Raw genomic sequence first — 17617 nt, 5'->3', positions numbered from 1 at the left:
CTACTACTTATCTTACACGATTCCCTAGATTAAAACAAAAGCAGTACACCTAGATAGGCATACTGCATAAATGGTTATTTATTCAACTGAGATGATATAGGGATACAATGGTTGCTTTCCGTTATAAAGCTCGACTTCTACATCAGTAAAGCGTTTCTCGATATAGCTCTTAATCGCTTCCGCTTCAGTAGCAGTCACGTCTTCTCCGTACAGTATAGTAACAATTTCAGCATCTTCATCAATGATTGTTGTGACGATTGTTTTCATCACCTCATCAAGTGATACGGCTGATGTGATAATCTTACCTTCAGAAATACCCATAAAATCATTTTTCTTGATTTCAATTCCGTCAATGGAAGTATCTCTAACTGCATTGGTAACTTGTCCCGTTTTCACGTGAGATGCCGCTTCCAACATCGCTTCTGCATTCACAAGCAAATCCGCTTCTGGGTTAAATGCAAGTATTGCAGCAAGTCCTTCTGGAACAGTTTTTGTTCGAACTACTGCCGCTTCAATACCAATGATTTCCGCTGCTTGTTCCGCTGCCATTATAATGTTTTTATTGTTGGGTAATATAAGAACACGTTCCGCACCGACTTCTTGAATTGCTTTTACGATGTCTTCTGTTGAAGGGTTCATTGTCTGACCGCCTTCGATAACAGCAGATGCACCTACGCTTCTGAGAAGTTCCGCAATACCAGAGCCCATCGCCACAGTGATTACAGCATATGGATGTTTTTCAACTTTCTTTTTTACTGGACTATGTACAGAATGATTCTCGCCGACAAGTTCAATATGTTGTTGACGCATATTTTCAATTTTAATATCAATCAAGGAACCATACTTTTGACTATAATTTAATACATCACCCGGCTCTTCAGAATGGATATGAACTTTGGCAACATCTTCATCTGAAATTACGAGTAACGAATCTCCAAATTGACTCAATTCTTGTCTAAAATTCGATTCTTCAAATGAATGTACTGCAGTTTTTTCGGATTCAAACTTCACAATAAACTCCGTACAGTAACCGTAAATAATATCTTCAGTGTTCATAAATCCTTGTATGCTTCGGCGATGTTCCGCATTAATGAGATCGTCAAGTGATTCAACATCCCTCTTTTCGGGAAGTGCTTCCCCTTTCAAACATGCTAAAAAACCTTCATAGACGTAAACTAGACCTTGTCCACCACTATCAACAACACCAACTTCTTTTAGTACTGCGAGTAGGTCGGGTGTCCGTTCCAATGAAGCTTTCGCCTCTTCGACAATTGCCTCCATTAATGTAATGAAGTCATCCGTAGTTGCTGCTATTTCAACAGCTACATTCGAAGCATCTTTTGCAACGGTTAAAATTGTTCCTTCAACGGGTTTCATCACCGCTTTATAAGCAGTTTCTACACCGTATTTTAATGCCGCTGCAAAAGTAATTCCATCTACCGTCGACTCATTCTCAATCGCTTTACCAAATCCACGGAATAATTGAGATAGTATTACGCCAGAGTTCCCACGTGCACCCATCAGCAATCCTTTGGAAAGTGCTTGAGCAGTTCGGCCGATATGTACTTCAGCATGCTCATTTATTTCTTTCGCGCCTGATGTCATAGAAAGATTCATGTTTGTACCTGTATCACCATCTGGAACCGGAAATACATTTAAAGAATCGACATAATCGGCATTTTGGTAGAGATGATGAGAACCAAGCTTCACCATCTCTGCAAATTTCAAACCATCTATAGACTTCATTTCAATTACTTCCTCCTCTTTACCTATAGGTTTGTCACGCGGACTCCCTGAACAAAAATATTGACTGATTTTACATTCATGCCAATTGTTTTTTGCAATGTGTATTTTACTTTTGACTGCACTTGATAAGCAACTTCGGAAATTTTAACACCATATCCAATAATGACATACATATCAATATGAGTATCGTCGCCAATATTTCTAACGAGTACACCTCTAGCGAAATTTTCTCTACGCAAGATGTCCGTTAAACCATCCCTAATTTGATGTCTAGAAGCCATGCCTACAATTCCATAGCATTCGATAGCTGCCTCACCAACTACTTGGGTGATCACTTCGCTTGAAATATCAATCTTGCCAAACTCATTTTTAACTTCGATTGACATAAATTTGTCCCCCCGCATTTTTTTAACTTACCTTATTGTACTATACCCGCCATAATATTAAAAGAAAGCTTTTTTATTTACGATTCTCCTGTAAAGGCCTTTCACTTGAAAGACCTAGCAAAAACAGTTGCAAGCCACTTCTTCATGTGATACATTAGTAGAGTATGCGAATATTAAAAAGCAATGCTAAATCTTCATTCGCAAGGAGGTAACAAAATGGCTAAAGTATGTGTTATTTCAGGACGCAAAGCCCGTGCAGGAAACTCACGTTCACACGCTTTGAACTCGACAAGACGTACATGGGGTGCGAACCTTCAAAAAGTCCGTATTCTTGTTAACGGTAAACCTAAAAGAGTTTGGGTTTCTGCAAGAGCTCTTAAATCAGGTAAAGTTCAACGAGTATAATCTAGAATAGCTTCAAGAGTCACTTATATGACCAATTGGTCTGATTGTTGAAGTCTACTCTCAAAAAATAAAACGCCAAGCTGAATAATTCAGCTTGGCGTTTTTTCTTTCTTTCTCTTCTTTGGTTTAATATTAGCTTTGGTGGTATCCTCTTTCTGGAACACATATATACACTTCCGGACAAAACCGCTCACGAATTTCGGCAAGGTAAACGTGTAAACTCGCAATTCCTCACTCCTTTCAAGCATCTGAACTCCTTACCATTAAGCATATGCCTTCATGGAATGAGATAGTACAGACACCTTCAACAAGTTCGTTGCTTGTAAACTTTGTCGTCCCTACTTTTAGTTCCGCCTTCACCACATTAAATTTAAATCCCTCAAGCGTTAAACCACTGACTAATTGCCCAAATGGAAAAAAAGATATGTACGGCAACCGCTCATTATAATTTAATTCGTAGTTGCCAGAGGTTAACATTGTTAACTCATTCAACGGATTTCGTATTGTAAAAGTAATTTCCGGATGTTTCGTTTGATATCGATACATTAAATGAAGTGCCGATTCAGTGTGATCTAATCGACCGCCTGTTACACCCGTTAAAACAACATTTTCCGGTTGATAAACGAGTGCACGTTCCATAGCAAGCTCTGTATCCGTTTCATCTTTTTCCGCCCGAAACCGATCAACAATACGAACCGAATTTACAATCTTTTCATAATCACTTTTTGAAACCGAATCAAAATCTCCGACCGCTTCATGTGGAATAATTCCTTGCTTGAACAAGTGTAAAGCCCCTTTATCGGCCCCGATAAATATCGTATCCTGTTTATCGAATTCGGCAAGGTTCAGAACTTCAGCAATCGGACCTCCTGCACAAATAACGACAGTTTTCATTTACCGAAGACACTTTCACCAGCAGCCTTTATTCTCTTTAAGGCTGCAGCACGATCCGATTCATTGTAAATAGCAGATCCTGCTACAAAAATCGTTGCTCCTGCTTCTACACAAGGAATAATTGTTTCTTCATTTATTCCACCGTCAATTTCAATTTCGATTGAAAGGTTTCGCTCTTTAATGATATCCGATAACTGTTTCACTTTAGGCAAAACGGAATAAATGAACTTCTGTCCACCAAAACCGGGATTGACGGTCATGAATAGAACTAAGTCTACTTCCTCAAGCACATGTAAAATCGTCTCAATCGGTGTATGCGGATTTAGAACAACACCTGATTTCACTCCTGTGGACTTTATAAATTGGAGAGTTCTGTGCAAATGTCGGCAGGCTTCTACATGAACTGTTATATAGTCAGCTCCTGCCTTTGCAAATTGCTCGATAAATGCATCCGGATTATCAATCATTAAATGTACATCAAGTGGTAGCTTCGTTACAGGTCGCAGTGCCTCGACAACGATTGCCCCCATTGTAATGTTGGGGACAAAATGACCGTCCATCACGTCGATGTGGATAAGTTCTGCTCCTGCTGCTTCAACTTCTCTAACTTCTTCAGCTAATTTAGAAAAGTCAGCTGCTAATATCGAAGGTGCAATTTTAATCATGTTTTTCATACCTCGGCTTTCGGTCGATTATTTCTTGCAAGAAATGTAAATAATTATCGTAACGATGACGGAGTATTTCCCCCGTTTCAACGAGTTCTTTAACAGCACACTTCGGTTCTTTTAAATGCAAACAACCACGAAATTTACAGTTTTCAGATGCCTCATTCATTTCTATAAAATAGTGAGACAGTTCTTCTTTTTGTATATGGTCAAATTCTAAAGAACTAAATCCAGGCGTATCCGCAACAAGACCACCGGCAACCTCGAGTAGTTCAACATGCCGTGTTGTATGTTTACCGCGTCCAAGTGCTTCAGATATTTCACCAGTCTTCAGTCCAAGAGACGGTAGTACTGTGTTTAAAAGCGTCGATTTCCCTACACCAGATTGACCCGCTAGAACTGTGATTTGTCCTTTCAAAATCGGCTTCAATATTTCCGGCAAATTTTCATCATCGATAAAAGTATTAATTACTTTATATCCAATCTTTTTATAGTACGCTTCACTTGCAACAACTTTTTCTAATTCGGCTTCACTTGCTATATCCTTTTTAGTTAAACAAATAATAGGTTTTATACCAAAAGATTCAATGACAACAAGAAAGCGATCCAACAAATGTGGACTGAAAGCGGGTTCAACAATTGAAAATACAAGTAACGCCTGATCAACATTTGAAATTGGAGGGCGTACGAGTTCATTTTTACGTTCATGGACAACTGTAATAATTGCGTCATTTTCACCGTCGGGAACGTACGTTACGATATCGCCGACAAGTGGATGAATTCCACGATTTCTGAAGACGCCCCGCCCCCTACAACGAATTCGTTCACCATTATCCTCAACATAATAAAATCCACTAATTGCTTTTCTAATTTGTCCTTCCGGCATCCAATCCCTCTTCCTAGGTTCTTTAATAACTAACTTTTTCTTCTTTAACAACCGTGGAACCATTCATTATTCGATAAGCACCCTCTTGACCTTCTTCAAGTACAATTGTAATTGTCTGTTCTTGATCTTCAGTTATTGTAAATTCATATTTCGGATCGGCCATCTTGTGCTCCATGTCCTGAACATAAATTCGTATGTTTTGAGGCGTCTTTTCAGGTTCGTTATTAGAATCTACTACTTCTCCCTCATCAGTTTCGTCTTCAACATTCGGCTCAATTACTTCTTTGATGTATTCAATCTTCACTGTTTGAATATGATGCCTAATCGGCTTTTTCTCTGCCCCGAGCGATATTACGACAGAAATCTTTCCGCCTCCTGCAATTTTTTCATCTTTTTTAGGTTTTTGTGAAATTACTTTTCCTGCTGCATGTTCTGCAGAATATTCTTGACCGGAAACGGTTATTGTAAGCCCACTTGATTTTTCATAATCTGCAAGTTGATTTTCATCGTAGCCCGTTAAGTCCTCGACAATTCGAATGTCTCTTCCTTTACTTACAATAAATCGCAAGTCCGTTTCGGCAGGTATTATCAGTTCGCCTTCTTCAGGGTCTTGTCCAATAATTTCTCCTATCGGTTTATCAGAGAACTCTTCATCAGACTTAATTGACTTATACTTATAATTTGCAAGAAGACTTGCTACTTGGGTGAAATTATCACCAATATAACTTTCCATCTCAATCGATTCTTTACCACTACTGATGTAAAGAGTTATAGCTGATCCAACATCTCGTTTTCGAGTCGCTTCCGGATTTGTACGAGTGACTTGCCCTTTTTCAAACTCATCCGAAGACTCTTCAATTCTTTCGTCTACAATAAAACCCAATTCCTCAAGATCATTAGCGGCTTCGTTTTCTTCCATTCCAATGACATTTGGAATTTCCACTTGCTTCGGACTCAGTAAACTTGGAAGGAATAGTATCAGTAATACGATTATTAAGAATCCAGATAATATCGCAAAAATGATTGGCGCTTTTTTTCTCTTTTTAGGAGCCGCATTGGGTGTCTGTTCAGATGTCTCTACAGATTCCATTTTCCTTGTATCCACAACACTTGCAATGCGATTCGGATCTACAATCGCAGGAAGAGCTCGTGTAAGTTCATCGTCAAATGGAATAGTGAACTTCTCTTCATTTACCCGTTCCGGCTCTAATATAGTCATCAAATCTTCATTCATTTCATCCGCAGACTGATATCTATTCTTCGCATCTTTTGATGTTGCTTTCAAAATAAAGTTTTCGACACTTTGCGGAATCTCTGGGAACAAAGCGCGAACAGAAGGCGTTTCTTCTTGCAAATGTTTCAATGCAATCGAAACTGCAGATTCACCAGAAAATGGTAACTTCCCAGTAAGAAGTTCATAAAAAACAATTCCCACAGAATAAATATCCGACTTTTTTGTTGCCATACCACCGCGTGCCTGTTCAGGTGATAAATAATGAACTGTTCCTAGAACTGAATTCGTTTTCGTGTGAGCTGTTGCACTAAGTGCCATAGCGATTCCAAAATCAGTTATTTTTACATTTCCTTCATCATCCATTAATATATTTTGCGGCTTGACGTCTCTATGAACTATGCCATTGTAATGAGCATTTGAAATTGCCGAGACGAGCTGTCGCATAATCGGCACCGCATCTTCTGGCGCCATGGGTCCATTTGAAGTGATGTATTCTTTCAAGGTCTGTCCTTCAATATATTCCATCACTAAATAATGAAGTTCTCCTTCTTCACCTACATCAAATATATTCACAATATGTGGATGTGTAAGACTTGTGGCAGAGAGAGCTTCTCTCATAAACCGCCTTTTAAGTTCTTCTTCATTCGCAAAATCATAATTGAGTATTTTAATAGCAACATCGCGGTCTAATATGACATCATGAGCCAGATAGACTTTTGACATCCCACCGCCGCCAATGTATTTCAATATCTCATAACGTCCACCGATTCTTTTTCCAATCAAGGAGTATTCACCTCCGAAGTTGGTCCTAGTAAAATTACAGAAATATTATCTTCTCCACCTTTATGATTCGCTAAATCAACAAGTCTTTGCGCTTTCTCATGCAAGGTTTTATGATCCGATAGGATTATTTCTTGCATAGATGCCTTGCCAACTTTATTACTTAAACCATCAGTGCAAATTAATAAATAGGTTTCATCATCAAGATTTAGTGAATGTAAATCGGGTTCAATATGTTTTTCCGAGCCCACTGCCTTCAAAATCCAATTTCTTTGGGGATGAATTTCAGCTTCCTCTTCGGTAATTTCGCCACTATCCAGCAGTGCGTTTACGTAAGAATGGTCTCGAGTAACTTGACTAACCCCATTCGAATTTACCGCATACACACGGCTATCACCAACATGAGTTACTAAACAGGAATGACCGTGGATAAGGGCGGCTTCAAGTGTTGTCCCCATTCCTTTTAGGTCCTCATTTTTATTAGCATATTCAAAGAGCAATTGGTTTACGTGTAAAAATGCCTCTTTCAACCATTCAAACCAATGTTCTTTTATAACAAATTCAGAACTATCGAGTTTGAGAAACATATCCCCAATGATTTTAATTGCCGTTGAGCTTGCATAATCACCGCCTTGGTGTCCACCCATACCATCCGCAATGATCGCTAATATAATTCCATCTGGGTGGGTATAAACAGCAGCACTGTCTTCATTTACAGTTCTCTTTTTACCAATATCCGTAAGAACTTCGAATTGCACAATAGAACCCCCATTCCATTTCACATTCTGTTTCATTTTTTTCTAAATGCAGCTACAAAAAAACCATCGCTCTCAAAATGTTGTGGTAATACTTGCAATGTATTGTCTTTTATTTCCAACTTTGCATTTCCATCTAAATGAGGCAACGGTATTTTCTCCATGTCTACGTGACGTTCAAGAAAACCATCTACAACACCACTATTTTCTGCGTATTCCACAGTACATGTACTGTAAACAATGATGCCATCTGGTTTAATAAGTTTGCTTGCGACGTCTAAAAGTTCCGACTGAATTTTAACCAAGCCTTCGAAATCGGCTTCCGTCTTAACGTATTTAATTTCTGGTTTTCTACGAATTACCCCAAGTCCACTACACGGTGCATCGACGAGAATTCTATCGAACGTTGACTCACCATATACTTCAACTAAATTTCGACTATCCCCACTTTTCGTCGTAATGGAAGTAAGTCCCAGTCTCTTCGCATTCTCTTCTATAAGCTGAAGTTTATGATCGTGAATATCGTGCGCAAAAACTTCACCTTGGTCCTTCATTTTTTCTGCGATATGTGTTGTTTTTCCGCCTGGTGCCGCACACATATCCAACACTTTCATTCCAGGATGAACATCCAGTGCCGTAACGGGCAACATAGAACTTTCATCTTGAATGGTGAGAAAACCTTTTTGATACGCTTTCGTTTTCGTCGGATTTCCCGAACTTGAAACGATACACTCTTCTATAACTTCACCTTTACGAACTTCAACTTCTTCAGCCTCAAGGGAAGCAATCACTTCATCTCTTGTTGTTTTCGCTGTATTTACGCGCATTGTCATTCGTGCAGGACTGTTATTTGCATGAGCCATAATCGTTGTTTGTTCAATACCGTACAGTTCGATCCATCTTTTAATCAGCCATTCCGGATGACTCGTTTCGATAGAGATTCGTGTAAGATCGTCTTCGATTTCTTCAACAGAGCGAACACCTTTCCGTAATACGGAACGTAAAATCCCGTTAACAGTTGGTGCAATTCGTTTATGTCCACGTCTTTTTGCAATTTCTACCGCTTCATGAACAACAGCGTGAGAAGGAATTTTTGTTAAATACACAATTTGATAAAGTGATAATCTAAGCAACTCACGCACCCAACCATCCAGTTTCCCATGAACAAAAGGCTCTAGATAATAATCAAGCGTCATTCGCTGTTGCAGTGTGCCGTATGTTAATTCTGTTAATAGGCCTCGATCTTTAGCTTCAATAGTATACTTTTCAATCGTGCGATGTAGAAGCAGATTACTATATGCTTGGTTATTATTAATTTCCATCAATATTGAAAGAGCGGCATCTCGAACATTACCGTTCCATATTTTCTTTTGTGGCCTTTTCATTCGAATCGATCTCCTTCATTCCACTGAGCGCCAATACCTCGATTAAACACATCAACGGACATTCTTTTTCTACCTGACGGTTGTAAATCGGTGATTGCTACACCAGTTTTGTCACCTGTGTGTACAATTATACGGTTTGTCTCAATCGAGGCAATTGTTCCAGGCTCGGCCTCTACGGACAGCTCAACCTTTTCTCCCCACCAAATCTTCAATTGTTCACCTTGAAATACTGTGTAAGCGACCGGCCAAGGATGAAGGCCACGTATTTGATCGTAAATTGCTTTTCCATTATCGGACCAGTCAATTCGCTCTTGTTCACGCGAAATATTTCGGGCAAACGTTACAAGGGACTCATCTTGAACCACTCGTGCATTCGTGCCATCCAAAATAGATGGAAGTGTTTCTTTTAAAAGAGCCTCACCGGCAACAGAAAGCTTATCAAATAAATCTCCAGTGTTTTCATCATCCGCAATAGGGACAACTACTTGTGAAATAATATCTCCAGCATCAAGTTTTTCCACCATATACATAATGGTTACACCCGTTTCCGTTTCACCGTCAATAATGGCCTGATGAATCGGAGCACCACCGCGGTATTTCGGCAGTAGTGATGCATGGACATTAATGGACCCTAGTCTGGGTACATCAAGCAGTTCTTTAGGAAGTATTTGTCCAAAAGCCGCCGTGACGATTAAATCGGGTTGAAGTGATATTATTTCTTCCAGTTCAACAGAACCTGTTAATTTTTCAGGTTGGATTACAGGTAGACCAAGTTTTAGAGCTTCTACTTTAACGGGCGGAGGAGTAAGTATGCGTTTTCTTCCAACTGGACGATCGGGTTGGGTTACAACCGCCGCAATATTGTACCCTTCAGAGTGGAGCATTCTAAGAATCGGTGCTGAAAAGTCAGGTGTACCCATAAAAATGATTGAATTCATTCTTCGCCACCTTCTTTAAAGGCTTTCTCAAGGGCTTCTAATTCTTCAAGACTGACAACTCGAATGATCTTTTCTTCAAATAGAATTCCATTTAAATGATCGATTTCATGAAGAATTGCTCGGGCTTCGTATCCTTCTGCTTCAAGTTCGTAAAGCATTCCATTACGTTCTTGCGCTTCAATTTTCACATAAAAAGGACGTTCGACTTCGCCGAATAATCCTGGGAAACTAAGACATCCTTCAATTTCAATTTCTTCTCCGCCTATAGCCGTAACGACTGGATTAATCATTTCAATTACTTCTTGTCCTTCTTCAAAATCGACGATGGCCACTTGAATCGTTTCACCAATTTGTGGTGCAGCAAGTCCAACACCATCTTCAGCGATCATTGTTTCATGCATATCATCCAAAAGTTTTGCTAGTTTGTTATCGAATTTCACTACTTTTTCACATTTCTGCGTGAGCAACGGAGATGGATGCATCACTATTTTACGTATTGCCAATTCAATTCCTCTTTTCTTAATTTCAAATCAATCACAGCGGATAAAGTTAAATGGACATCGGTTCCACTTCAACAGTCATAATAAGACCGGACTTTATCCACTTCGTTCTATATAGTTTAATGAGCTGTTGCAACGTCTCCGTAAGCATTGGCTCTTTTTTGTATTTTAACAGACATTGGTAACGATATCTATTGTTGACACGACTAACCGCAGCTGCCGTTGGTCCAATGATTTGTGTATCGATTGATAAATTATCTTTTAAAAAGCGGGAACCCTTTTCTGCGAAATCGGCTACTTTAAGTAAATCTTCATGTGAAAACTGAACAAGAGTTACGAAGTAAAAAGGCGGGTAACCAAATTGCCTTCGGGCAGCCATTTCATGCTTATAAAAAGGTTCGTAATGCTGATCTTTTGCAAGTTGAATAGCATAATGTTCAGGCGTATACGTTTGGATAAACACTTCACCAGGCAATTCATGACGTCCGGCTCTTCCGCTCACTTGTGTCATTAATTGGAATGTTTTTTCAGCTGCTCGAAAATCCGCCAAATGCAGCGTAGTATCTGCTGCAAGAACGCCCACTAAAGTTATGTTAGGGAAATCAAGCCCTTTTGCAATCATCTGTGTACCGAGTAAAATATCGGCCTTGCCTTCACTAAATTGTCGGAGTAAACGCTCGTGAGCCCCTTTTTGACGCGTTGTATCTACGTCCATTCGAAGAACACGTGCAGTTGGAAACAGTTTTGTGATTTCCTCTTCTACTTTTTGAGTTCCTGTTCCAAAGAAACGAATATGCTCACTTGTGCATTCCGGACATTTCAGCGGGACGATTTCTTCATGACCACAATAATGGCATTTTAATCGCTCAGTGGCGCGATGATACGTCAACGAAATGTCGCAGTTTGGACATTCAACTACCGTTCCACAATCCCTGCAAAGTACAAACGCAGAAAAACCTCTTCTATTAAGAAACAAAATAATTTGCTCTCCTGATTCTAATCTATTACGAACCGCTTCCGCCAAATCAAGCGAAAACATAGACCGATTTCCAAGACGCAATTCTTCCCTCATATCAATAATTTCAACTTTCGGAAGTGCCTGATTCCGTGCACGATTCAATAACGTTAAAAGTGTATAAACCCCTTTCGACGCTCTTGCGTAGGATTCAAGCGATGGTGTTGCACTGCCAAGAATAACGGGACAACCATAATATTCTGCTCTTTTAATAGCAACATCTCGAGCATGATACCTTGGTGTGTCTTCTTGTTTATAAGTAGATTCATGTTCTTCATCAAGAATAATAATACCAACGTTTTTAAACGGAGCAAAAATAGCAGACCTTGCGCCTACGACAACCTTTACTTCACCGCGCTGTATTTTACGCCACTCATCGTACTTTTCTCCTGCGGATAGAGCACTATGCATAACTGCAACAAGCGGGCCAAAACGGGCTTTAAAGCGAGATGTCATTTGAGGTGTTAATGCAATTTCGGGTACTAGAACAATTGCATCTTGCCCCTTTTCCAAAACCTCTTTAATGGCACGTAAGTAAATTTCGGTTTTCCCACTTCCCGTTACACCGTGTAAAAGAAATGTTTCAGCCACTCCGCCTTCAATAGATGACGAGATACGGTCGAGTGCGATTACTTGCTCATCCGTAAGGTTTACAGGAATTGCAACATCTTTCATCCCAGGCGCTTCAGGCTCGCGGTAGGTTTCTGCGTATTCTTCAAATGCTGCACCACGTGCGATCACTGATTTTAGAGTTGCTGGAGAAATTCCCGATTGTTCAAGTAGGCTTTTCGAGGTAAGCGTTTGTCCTTCATGTTGAATCATCCACTGAATCAGTTCAAATTGTTTTTTAGCATTTGAATGAAGACTTTCTAAAATAACGTGTAATTTTGAAGCTTCTTCAATTCGAATCATTCGCACCTTCTTAATGGCTGTCTGCTGGCGAACAATTGTATCTACCGTAATGACTTTTTCATTTGTATAGTATTTAATCATTTTTAACAAGCTTGCGGTGTCCGCCTCTTTTAGCGGAACACGCTTTCTTCCTTTTAAAAAGTTTAGGAATTCTTCGTCCAATATATCCTCTTGCTCAACAACTTCTACATACTTTTCGTATTTTGCACGCATAGCTGCAGGCAACATTACTTGAAGTGCGTCGATTTCATAAGACAGTGTCTGAACGGCCAACCAACGAGATAGGTCCAGTAGTTCACTAGATATCACGGGATCCAAGTCAATGAGTTCGTCAATTGATTTTAATTTATCAATCGCTATGTCGGTTTCATTTTTTATACCTGTCACGTAACCAAGTACTTTTCGATTACCAAACGGTACTTTCACTCGGATTCCGGGTTCGATAATGGATTCCATCGCTTCAGGTACGATGTAGTCAAAAGGTCGGTCAATTGGATAAGCTGCAACATCAACAATTATTTTAGCGATCATGAAGATCTGTTCTTTCTTCAAGAATTGCATTCAGCAGAACGGTTGCAAGCTCCTTTTTCGGCATAACCGGATACAATTGATTCAGTCCATTTTTTGAAAGTAACGTGACTACATTCGTATCTCTTCCAAATCCTGCATCCGGATCTGTGACGTCATTCACAATGATAAAATCAAGATTTTTACTGTCCAGTTTCCCCATTCCGTGTCCAACAGCATTTTCAGTTTCTGCAGCGAAACCTACAAGTATTTGATGCTTTTTACGTTCTCCAAGTGTTTTCAATATGTCCGTCGTTCGCGTTAGTTCTACTCTAGATTCACCTTCCCCTTTTTTAATCTTTTGGGGATGAATGTCTTTCGGACGATAATCTGCGACAGCTGCGGATTTAATGACAATCGCCGCATCATCGTATTCCGAAAGTACTGCATCAAACATTTCTTTAGCACTTTCAACATCAATTACTTTAACTCCTACAGGTTTTTCTAAACTGACGGGTCCGGAAATCAGTATCGTTTCCGCACCAAGTGCTGCAGCCGCCTCCGCCATTGAATAACCCATCTTGCCACTTGAAAAATTGGATATGTATCGAACTGGGTCAATGCGTTCACGGGTAGGCCCTGCAGTAACAACAACCTTTTTACCGAGTAAAGGAAGGTCTTTTGAATTGAATTTTTCGGAAACAAGCTGTGCAATTTTTTCCGGTTCCTCAAGCCTTCCTTTTCCAACATAACCACATGCTAAAAAACCTTCAGATGGCTCGATGAACTTGTAACCGTCTTTATGTAAAATTTCGATGTTACGCATAACAGCTTTATTTTCATACATATGAACGTTCATAGCCGGTGCAATCCATACTTCAGCAGTTGTTGCTAAGAGGATTGTTGTCACCATTTCATCGCCAATACCATTTGCCAGTTTCCCAATAACGTTGGCTGTTGCTGGTGCGATGATTACTAAGTCCGCCCAATCTGCTAAATCAATATGAGCAATGACACGTGAATTTTTTTCATCGAACGTATCATAAAAGACATCATTACGGGACATTGCTTGAAATGTTAAAGGTCTGACAAACTCCATTGCCGATTTTGTCATAACAACCTTCACATTTGCACCCGCTTGCGAAAGCTTACTAACGAGGGCAACAGCTTTATACACTGCGATTCCACCAGTTACACAAATTAAAATGTTTTTATTCAACACCGAATTCTTCCTTCCTAAAATGACAAACTCCCAAAGAAAATACGTTTCTAAGGGAGTAGCACATTATTCTTATTTTAGACTTCGTCTTCGTAAATGATCGATTGATCTTGTGTTCGTTTCGTAAGAGCACCTGCTGCAATTTCCTCAAGAGCTTTACCAACATTCTTTTTGGACTTATAAGTTGTCAGTAATTCGTTCTTAACCTCTTGTAGCTCCCGTGCACGCTTTGAAGCGATTGTAACGAGTGTGTATTTTGAATCAATCTTGTCCTTTAGTGAATCAACCGATGGATGTAACATATATTATTCCCCTTCCAACATACGTAAGTATCTTTTTTCAACACGTTCTCTACGACAATGTTCTGCAACGACGATAGCGTTAATTTTATCACATGCTTTACTCACTTCGTCATTTTCTACAACATAATCATATAAATTCATCATCTCAAGTTCTTCACGAGCTTTTCCGATTCTTGAGGCGATTACATCCGAACACTCAGTACCTCGTCCTATTAAACGATCCTGAAGTGCAAGTAGACTTGGTGGTGCAAGGAAAATAAAAAGTCCATTTGGGGCTTTGGCACGAACTTGTGCAGCTCCAACAACTTCAATTTCAAGAAATACGTCTCGACCTGCATCGAGTGTTTCATTTACATAGTCGAGCGGTGTTCCATAATAGTTACCGACATACTCTGCGTATTCTAGTAGTTTTCCTTGCTCAATAAGTTTTTCGAATTCATTCCTAGATTTAAAAAAGTAGTCTACTCCATCTACTTCACCGATTCGCGGGCTTCTCGTTGTCATGGATATGGAATATTCATAGTTCGTATCTGGTTGTGTAAATAGCTCTTTCCGTACTGTTCCTTTACCTACACCAGAAGGTCCAGATAGAACAATTAACAATCCCCGTCGTTTGTGCATACAATCCCTCTTCTTGTCATAACTAATTTTCATGGAGCACTGATTTAACACGGCTAACTCCACAGTTACTTTATTATCAATCATGCTCATATTATAGCATAAATAGCCCTTGGAGTGCTAAAATGAAACAAAACGAATAGAAAGAGGAATCAGTATGGCATTTGATGGTTTATTTACAACGGCAATGGTGCAAGAACTGCAGGTCCTCAAAAACGGACGTATTTCTAAAATTCACCAACCAAACGCACATGAAATCGTATTTCTAGTAAGAGCAAACGGCAAAAACCAAAGATTAATAATATCGATACACCCATCGTATTCAAGAATTCAATTGACAGATGAGGCCATTACCAACCCAGCGGTAGCACCTTTATTCTGTATGGTGTTGCGTAAACATTTAGAAGGCGGAACAATCACCGCAATTGGCCAACATGGGACGGACAGAATTGTAACGCTTGATATTACAGCAAAAAACGAAATCGGCGATGATATGGAACGTCGAATTTACATTGAAATAATGGGACGACATAGTAACTTTATCGTCGTAGATCCGGAACGAAATCTTATTATTGACAGTCAAAAGCATCTTCCACCATCGGTAAATAGCTATCGTACTATTTTACCAGGACAACCTTATAAACCTGCACCACCTCAAGATAAAATAAACCCTTTTCTAATAGAAGAAGAACAATTTTCATCTCTTCTTCAAGAGGTGGAAAGCGGACGTGACTTCGTGCGGTTATTCTCAGGTTTCTCACCAATAAATGGAAATGAGCTCCTATACCGTTTAAATAGTACTGAAGAACAGGAGAAATTCAGTATATTTAAAACGTTTCTTCATTCTTTTCAAGGCATCAACAATCAACCCAATATCTCAGAAATTGATTCAAAAATGGGGTTCTCTGCAACTGCTCTAACGCATGCAACGACTCAAACGGCCGAATTCGAAACGGTTAGTGAACTATTGGATAAAGTGTATTTTGGACGTGCGGAAAGAGAACGTGTAAAATCACAAGCGTCCGATTTAGAGCGCTGGTTGGACAATGAAATTTCAAAACTGAACTTAAAAATAAAAAAACTTACAAAAGAAAAAGCAGATGCTGGAAAGTTAGATACATTTCAATTGTACGGGGAACTCATCACTGCAAATAGTTACCTCATTCAAAAGGGGCAAACGGAAGCTGTTGTGGATAACTATTACGAAGAAGGAACAACCATAACAATTCCATTAGATTCTCGAAAAACAGCGATTGAGAATGCTCAAAGATTTTATTCAAGATACGCTAAAGCAAAAACAGCATTAATCATGATTGCAGAACAACTCAAGAAAGCCGATGAGGATATTGAATATTTTGAGATGATCAAGCAACAAGTTATGCAAGCATCCCCAGAAGATATTGATGAAATACGTGAGGAACTTGCAGAACTCGGTTTAATGAAGGAACGTAAATCGAAAAAGAAAAAAAGACCGAAGAAACCATCGCCTGAATCATATGTTTCTACATCAGGCATCCCAATTTCCGTCGGTAAGAATAATAAACAAAACGATTATTTAACGTTTAAAATTGCATCACGCGATCAAACATGGCTACATACAAAGGACATTCCCGGTTCTCATGTAGTGATTCACGATCCAAATCCTGATGAAGAAACGATAAAAGAAGCAGCTGTCCTTTCAGCTTATTTTAGTAAGGCACGTGAGTCTTCTTCCGTTCCGGTTGATTTTACTGAAGTTCGACATGTGAAAAAGCCTAACGGTTCAAAACCAGGTTTTGTCATTTACTTTGAACAAAAAACGTTATTTGTCACACCGGATGAAGATCTTGTACGAAAGTTAAAAAAATAAAAAAAAGCGTTTCCGAGTGGTTAATTACCAAGCGGAAACGCATTTTTACTGATGGTAGCTATATAAGTAATCTACTTCGGAAACCCTATCCCTTCCAACGGATAAAATCGTAAATTAACTTTTCCAGCGACCGCGTCATCAGATACGAAACCAAAACTTCTACTGTCATTGCTCTTTAAACGATGATCACCCAAAACAAAGACATAACCTTTTGGTACAAACTCACTACCCGTAATCTCTTTTAACGTAAAATTCCCCGTAACACGTTTCGTTTCCCCATTTTGTTTATTCCTATTTACATAACGTTCTTCATACTCCACACCATTGACAAATAATACATCATCAATCATTTCGATACGATCTCCCGCTACTCCAATCACTCTTTTCACGTATAACAGATCCATTGCATCCGGTGCGTCAAAAACGATCAAATCGAATCGTTTAATTTTACTCAGTTTATTCACAATGATCTTATTATTCTCTTCCAATGTAGGTAACATGGATTCACCTTGAACCTTGATTGGGGTGAATATGAACTGATGGCAAAGAAATACGAATAAAAAAGCAATAGCAATGGATTTTCCCCAAGAAATCAATTCACTCTTAATCTTTTCATTCAAA

The 17617-nt window shown here is 39.3% G+C and carries 18 protein-coding genes; 2 read left to right on the top strand and 16 right to left on the bottom strand.

What is annotated here, in order from left to right; all coding sequences use genetic code 11:
* Nucleotides 1-78 precede the first annotated feature (78 nt).
* Together ACP8HH_RS06470 and ACP8HH_RS06465 are read right to left on the bottom strand one after the other, a co-directional pair.
* Entirely contained in the window at nt 79-1746 is a 1668-nt protein-coding gene (locus tag ACP8HH_RS06470) for a DAK2 domain-containing protein (protein WP_438317494.1), read from the bottom strand.
* Between the two features lie 23 nt (nt 1747-1769).
* Nucleotides 1770-2132: an Asp23/Gls24 family envelope stress response protein gene (locus tag ACP8HH_RS06465; protein ID WP_438317491.1), complete on the bottom strand. Its 363-nt coding sequence runs from the start codon at nt 2130-2132 to the stop codon at nt 1770-1772.
* A 216-nt stretch (nt 2133-2348) separates the two neighbouring features.
* Here ACP8HH_RS06465 and rpmB point away from each other — a divergent pair, with 216 nt between their 5' ends.
* The gene (rpmB, locus tag ACP8HH_RS06460; RefSeq protein WP_438317488.1) at nt 2349-2537 is read left to right on the top strand and encodes a 50S ribosomal protein L28; all 189 of its coding nucleotides are present in this window, start codon (nt 2349-2351) and stop codon (nt 2535-2537) included.
* Nucleotides 2538-2626: 89 nt separating this feature from the next.
* Here the strand turns inward: rpmB and spoVM are convergent, their stop codons facing one another.
* The 13 genes from spoVM to gmk form a co-directional block, all read right to left on the bottom strand.
* Nucleotides 2627-2785 carry a stage V sporulation protein SpoVM gene (gene spoVM, locus ACP8HH_RS06455; protein ID WP_438317485.1) on the bottom strand — a complete coding sequence of 53 codons (159 nt, stop codon included), beginning with the start codon at nt 2783-2785 and terminating at the stop codon, nt 2627-2629.
* Complete coding sequence (locus ACP8HH_RS06450) at nt 2778-3431, bottom strand: thiamine diphosphokinase (RefSeq protein ID WP_438317482.1); 654 nt, start codon at nt 3429-3431, stop codon at nt 2778-2780. Before ACP8HH_RS06450 ends, spoVM begins: the two co-directional genes overlap by 8 nt.
* Nucleotides 3428-4096: a ribulose-phosphate 3-epimerase gene (gene rpe, locus ACP8HH_RS06445; protein WP_438317480.1), complete on the bottom strand. Its 669-nt coding sequence runs from the start codon at nt 4094-4096 to the stop codon at nt 3428-3430. Before rpe ends, ACP8HH_RS06450 begins: the two co-directional genes overlap by 4 nt.
* Nucleotides 4089-4982 carry a ribosome small subunit-dependent GTPase A gene (rsgA, locus tag ACP8HH_RS06440; RefSeq protein WP_438317477.1) on the bottom strand — a complete coding sequence of 298 codons (894 nt, stop codon included), beginning with the start codon at nt 4980-4982 and terminating at the stop codon, nt 4089-4091. The genes rpe and rsgA overlap by 8 nt, the downstream gene beginning before the upstream one ends.
* Before the next feature lie 22 nt (nt 4983-5004).
* Nucleotides 5005-6999, bottom strand: a complete 1995-nt coding sequence (gene pknB, locus ACP8HH_RS06435) for a Stk1 family PASTA domain-containing Ser/Thr kinase (RefSeq protein ID WP_438317474.1) — start codon at nt 6997-6999, stop codon at nt 5005-5007.
* Complete coding sequence (locus tag ACP8HH_RS06430) at nt 6996-7754, bottom strand: Stp1/IreP family PP2C-type Ser/Thr phosphatase (protein WP_438317471.1); 759 nt, start codon at nt 7752-7754, stop codon at nt 6996-6998. The genes pknB and ACP8HH_RS06430 overlap by 4 nt, the downstream gene beginning before the upstream one ends.
* A gap of 32 nt (nt 7755-7786) precedes the next feature.
* Entirely contained in the window at nt 7787-9136 is a 1350-nt protein-coding gene (gene rsmB / locus ACP8HH_RS06425) for a 16S rRNA (cytosine(967)-C(5))-methyltransferase RsmB (protein ID WP_438317468.1), read from the bottom strand.
* Nucleotides 9133-10074, bottom strand: coding sequence for a methionyl-tRNA formyltransferase (fmt, locus tag ACP8HH_RS06420; protein ID WP_438317466.1), 942 nt, complete (start codon nt 10072-10074; stop codon nt 9133-9135). Before fmt ends, rsmB begins: the two co-directional genes overlap by 4 nt.
* Nucleotides 10071-10577 carry a peptide deformylase gene (def, locus tag ACP8HH_RS06415; protein WP_438317463.1) on the bottom strand — a complete coding sequence of 169 codons (507 nt, stop codon included), beginning with the start codon at nt 10575-10577 and terminating at the stop codon, nt 10071-10073. Before def ends, fmt begins: the two co-directional genes overlap by 4 nt.
* Nucleotides 10578-10623: 46 nt before the next feature.
* A complete protein-coding gene (gene priA / locus ACP8HH_RS06410; RefSeq protein WP_438319054.1) occupies nt 10624-13032 on the bottom strand; it encodes a primosomal protein N' in 2409 nt (802 codons plus the stop codon).
* Nucleotides 13022-14230, bottom strand: a complete 1209-nt coding sequence (gene coaBC / locus ACP8HH_RS06405; protein ID WP_438317460.1) for a bifunctional phosphopantothenoylcysteine decarboxylase/phosphopantothenate--cysteine ligase CoaBC — start codon at nt 14228-14230, stop codon at nt 13022-13024. Before coaBC ends, priA begins: the two co-directional genes overlap by 11 nt.
* 74 nt (nt 14231-14304) lie before the next feature.
* On the bottom strand, nt 14305-14529 hold the full coding sequence (rpoZ, locus tag ACP8HH_RS06400; RefSeq protein WP_438317457.1) for a DNA-directed RNA polymerase subunit omega: 225 nt from the start codon (nt 14527-14529) through the stop codon (nt 14305-14307).
* A 3-nt stretch (nt 14530-14532) separates the two neighbouring features.
* The gene (gene gmk / locus ACP8HH_RS06395; RefSeq protein ID WP_438317454.1) at nt 14533-15150 is read right to left on the bottom strand and encodes a guanylate kinase; all 618 of its coding nucleotides are present in this window, start codon (nt 15148-15150) and stop codon (nt 14533-14535) included.
* Nucleotides 15151-15304: 154 nt separating this feature from the next.
* Here gmk and ACP8HH_RS06390 point away from each other — a divergent pair, with 154 nt between their 5' ends.
* Complete coding sequence (locus ACP8HH_RS06390; RefSeq protein WP_438317452.1) at nt 15305-16996, top strand: Rqc2 family fibronectin-binding protein; 1692 nt, start codon at nt 15305-15307, stop codon at nt 16994-16996.
* A gap of 71 nt (nt 16997-17067) precedes the next feature.
* Here ACP8HH_RS06390 and lepB read toward each other — a convergent pair whose 3' ends face one another.
* Nucleotides 17068-17616 (bottom strand): signal peptidase I, encoded by a 549-nt coding sequence (gene lepB, locus ACP8HH_RS06385; protein ID WP_438317449.1) that lies wholly within the window; start codon nt 17614-17616, stop codon nt 17068-17070.
* Between the last annotated feature and the right edge of the window lies 1 nt (nt 17617).

Source organism: Sporosarcina sp. FA9, assembly GCF_051550205.1.
Taxonomy (GTDB): Bacteria; Bacillota; Bacilli; order Bacillales_A; family Planococcaceae; genus Sporosarcina.
The sequence above is the reverse complement of the archived record's forward strand: the minus strand, read 5'-3'. Positions and strand labels throughout refer to the sequence as shown.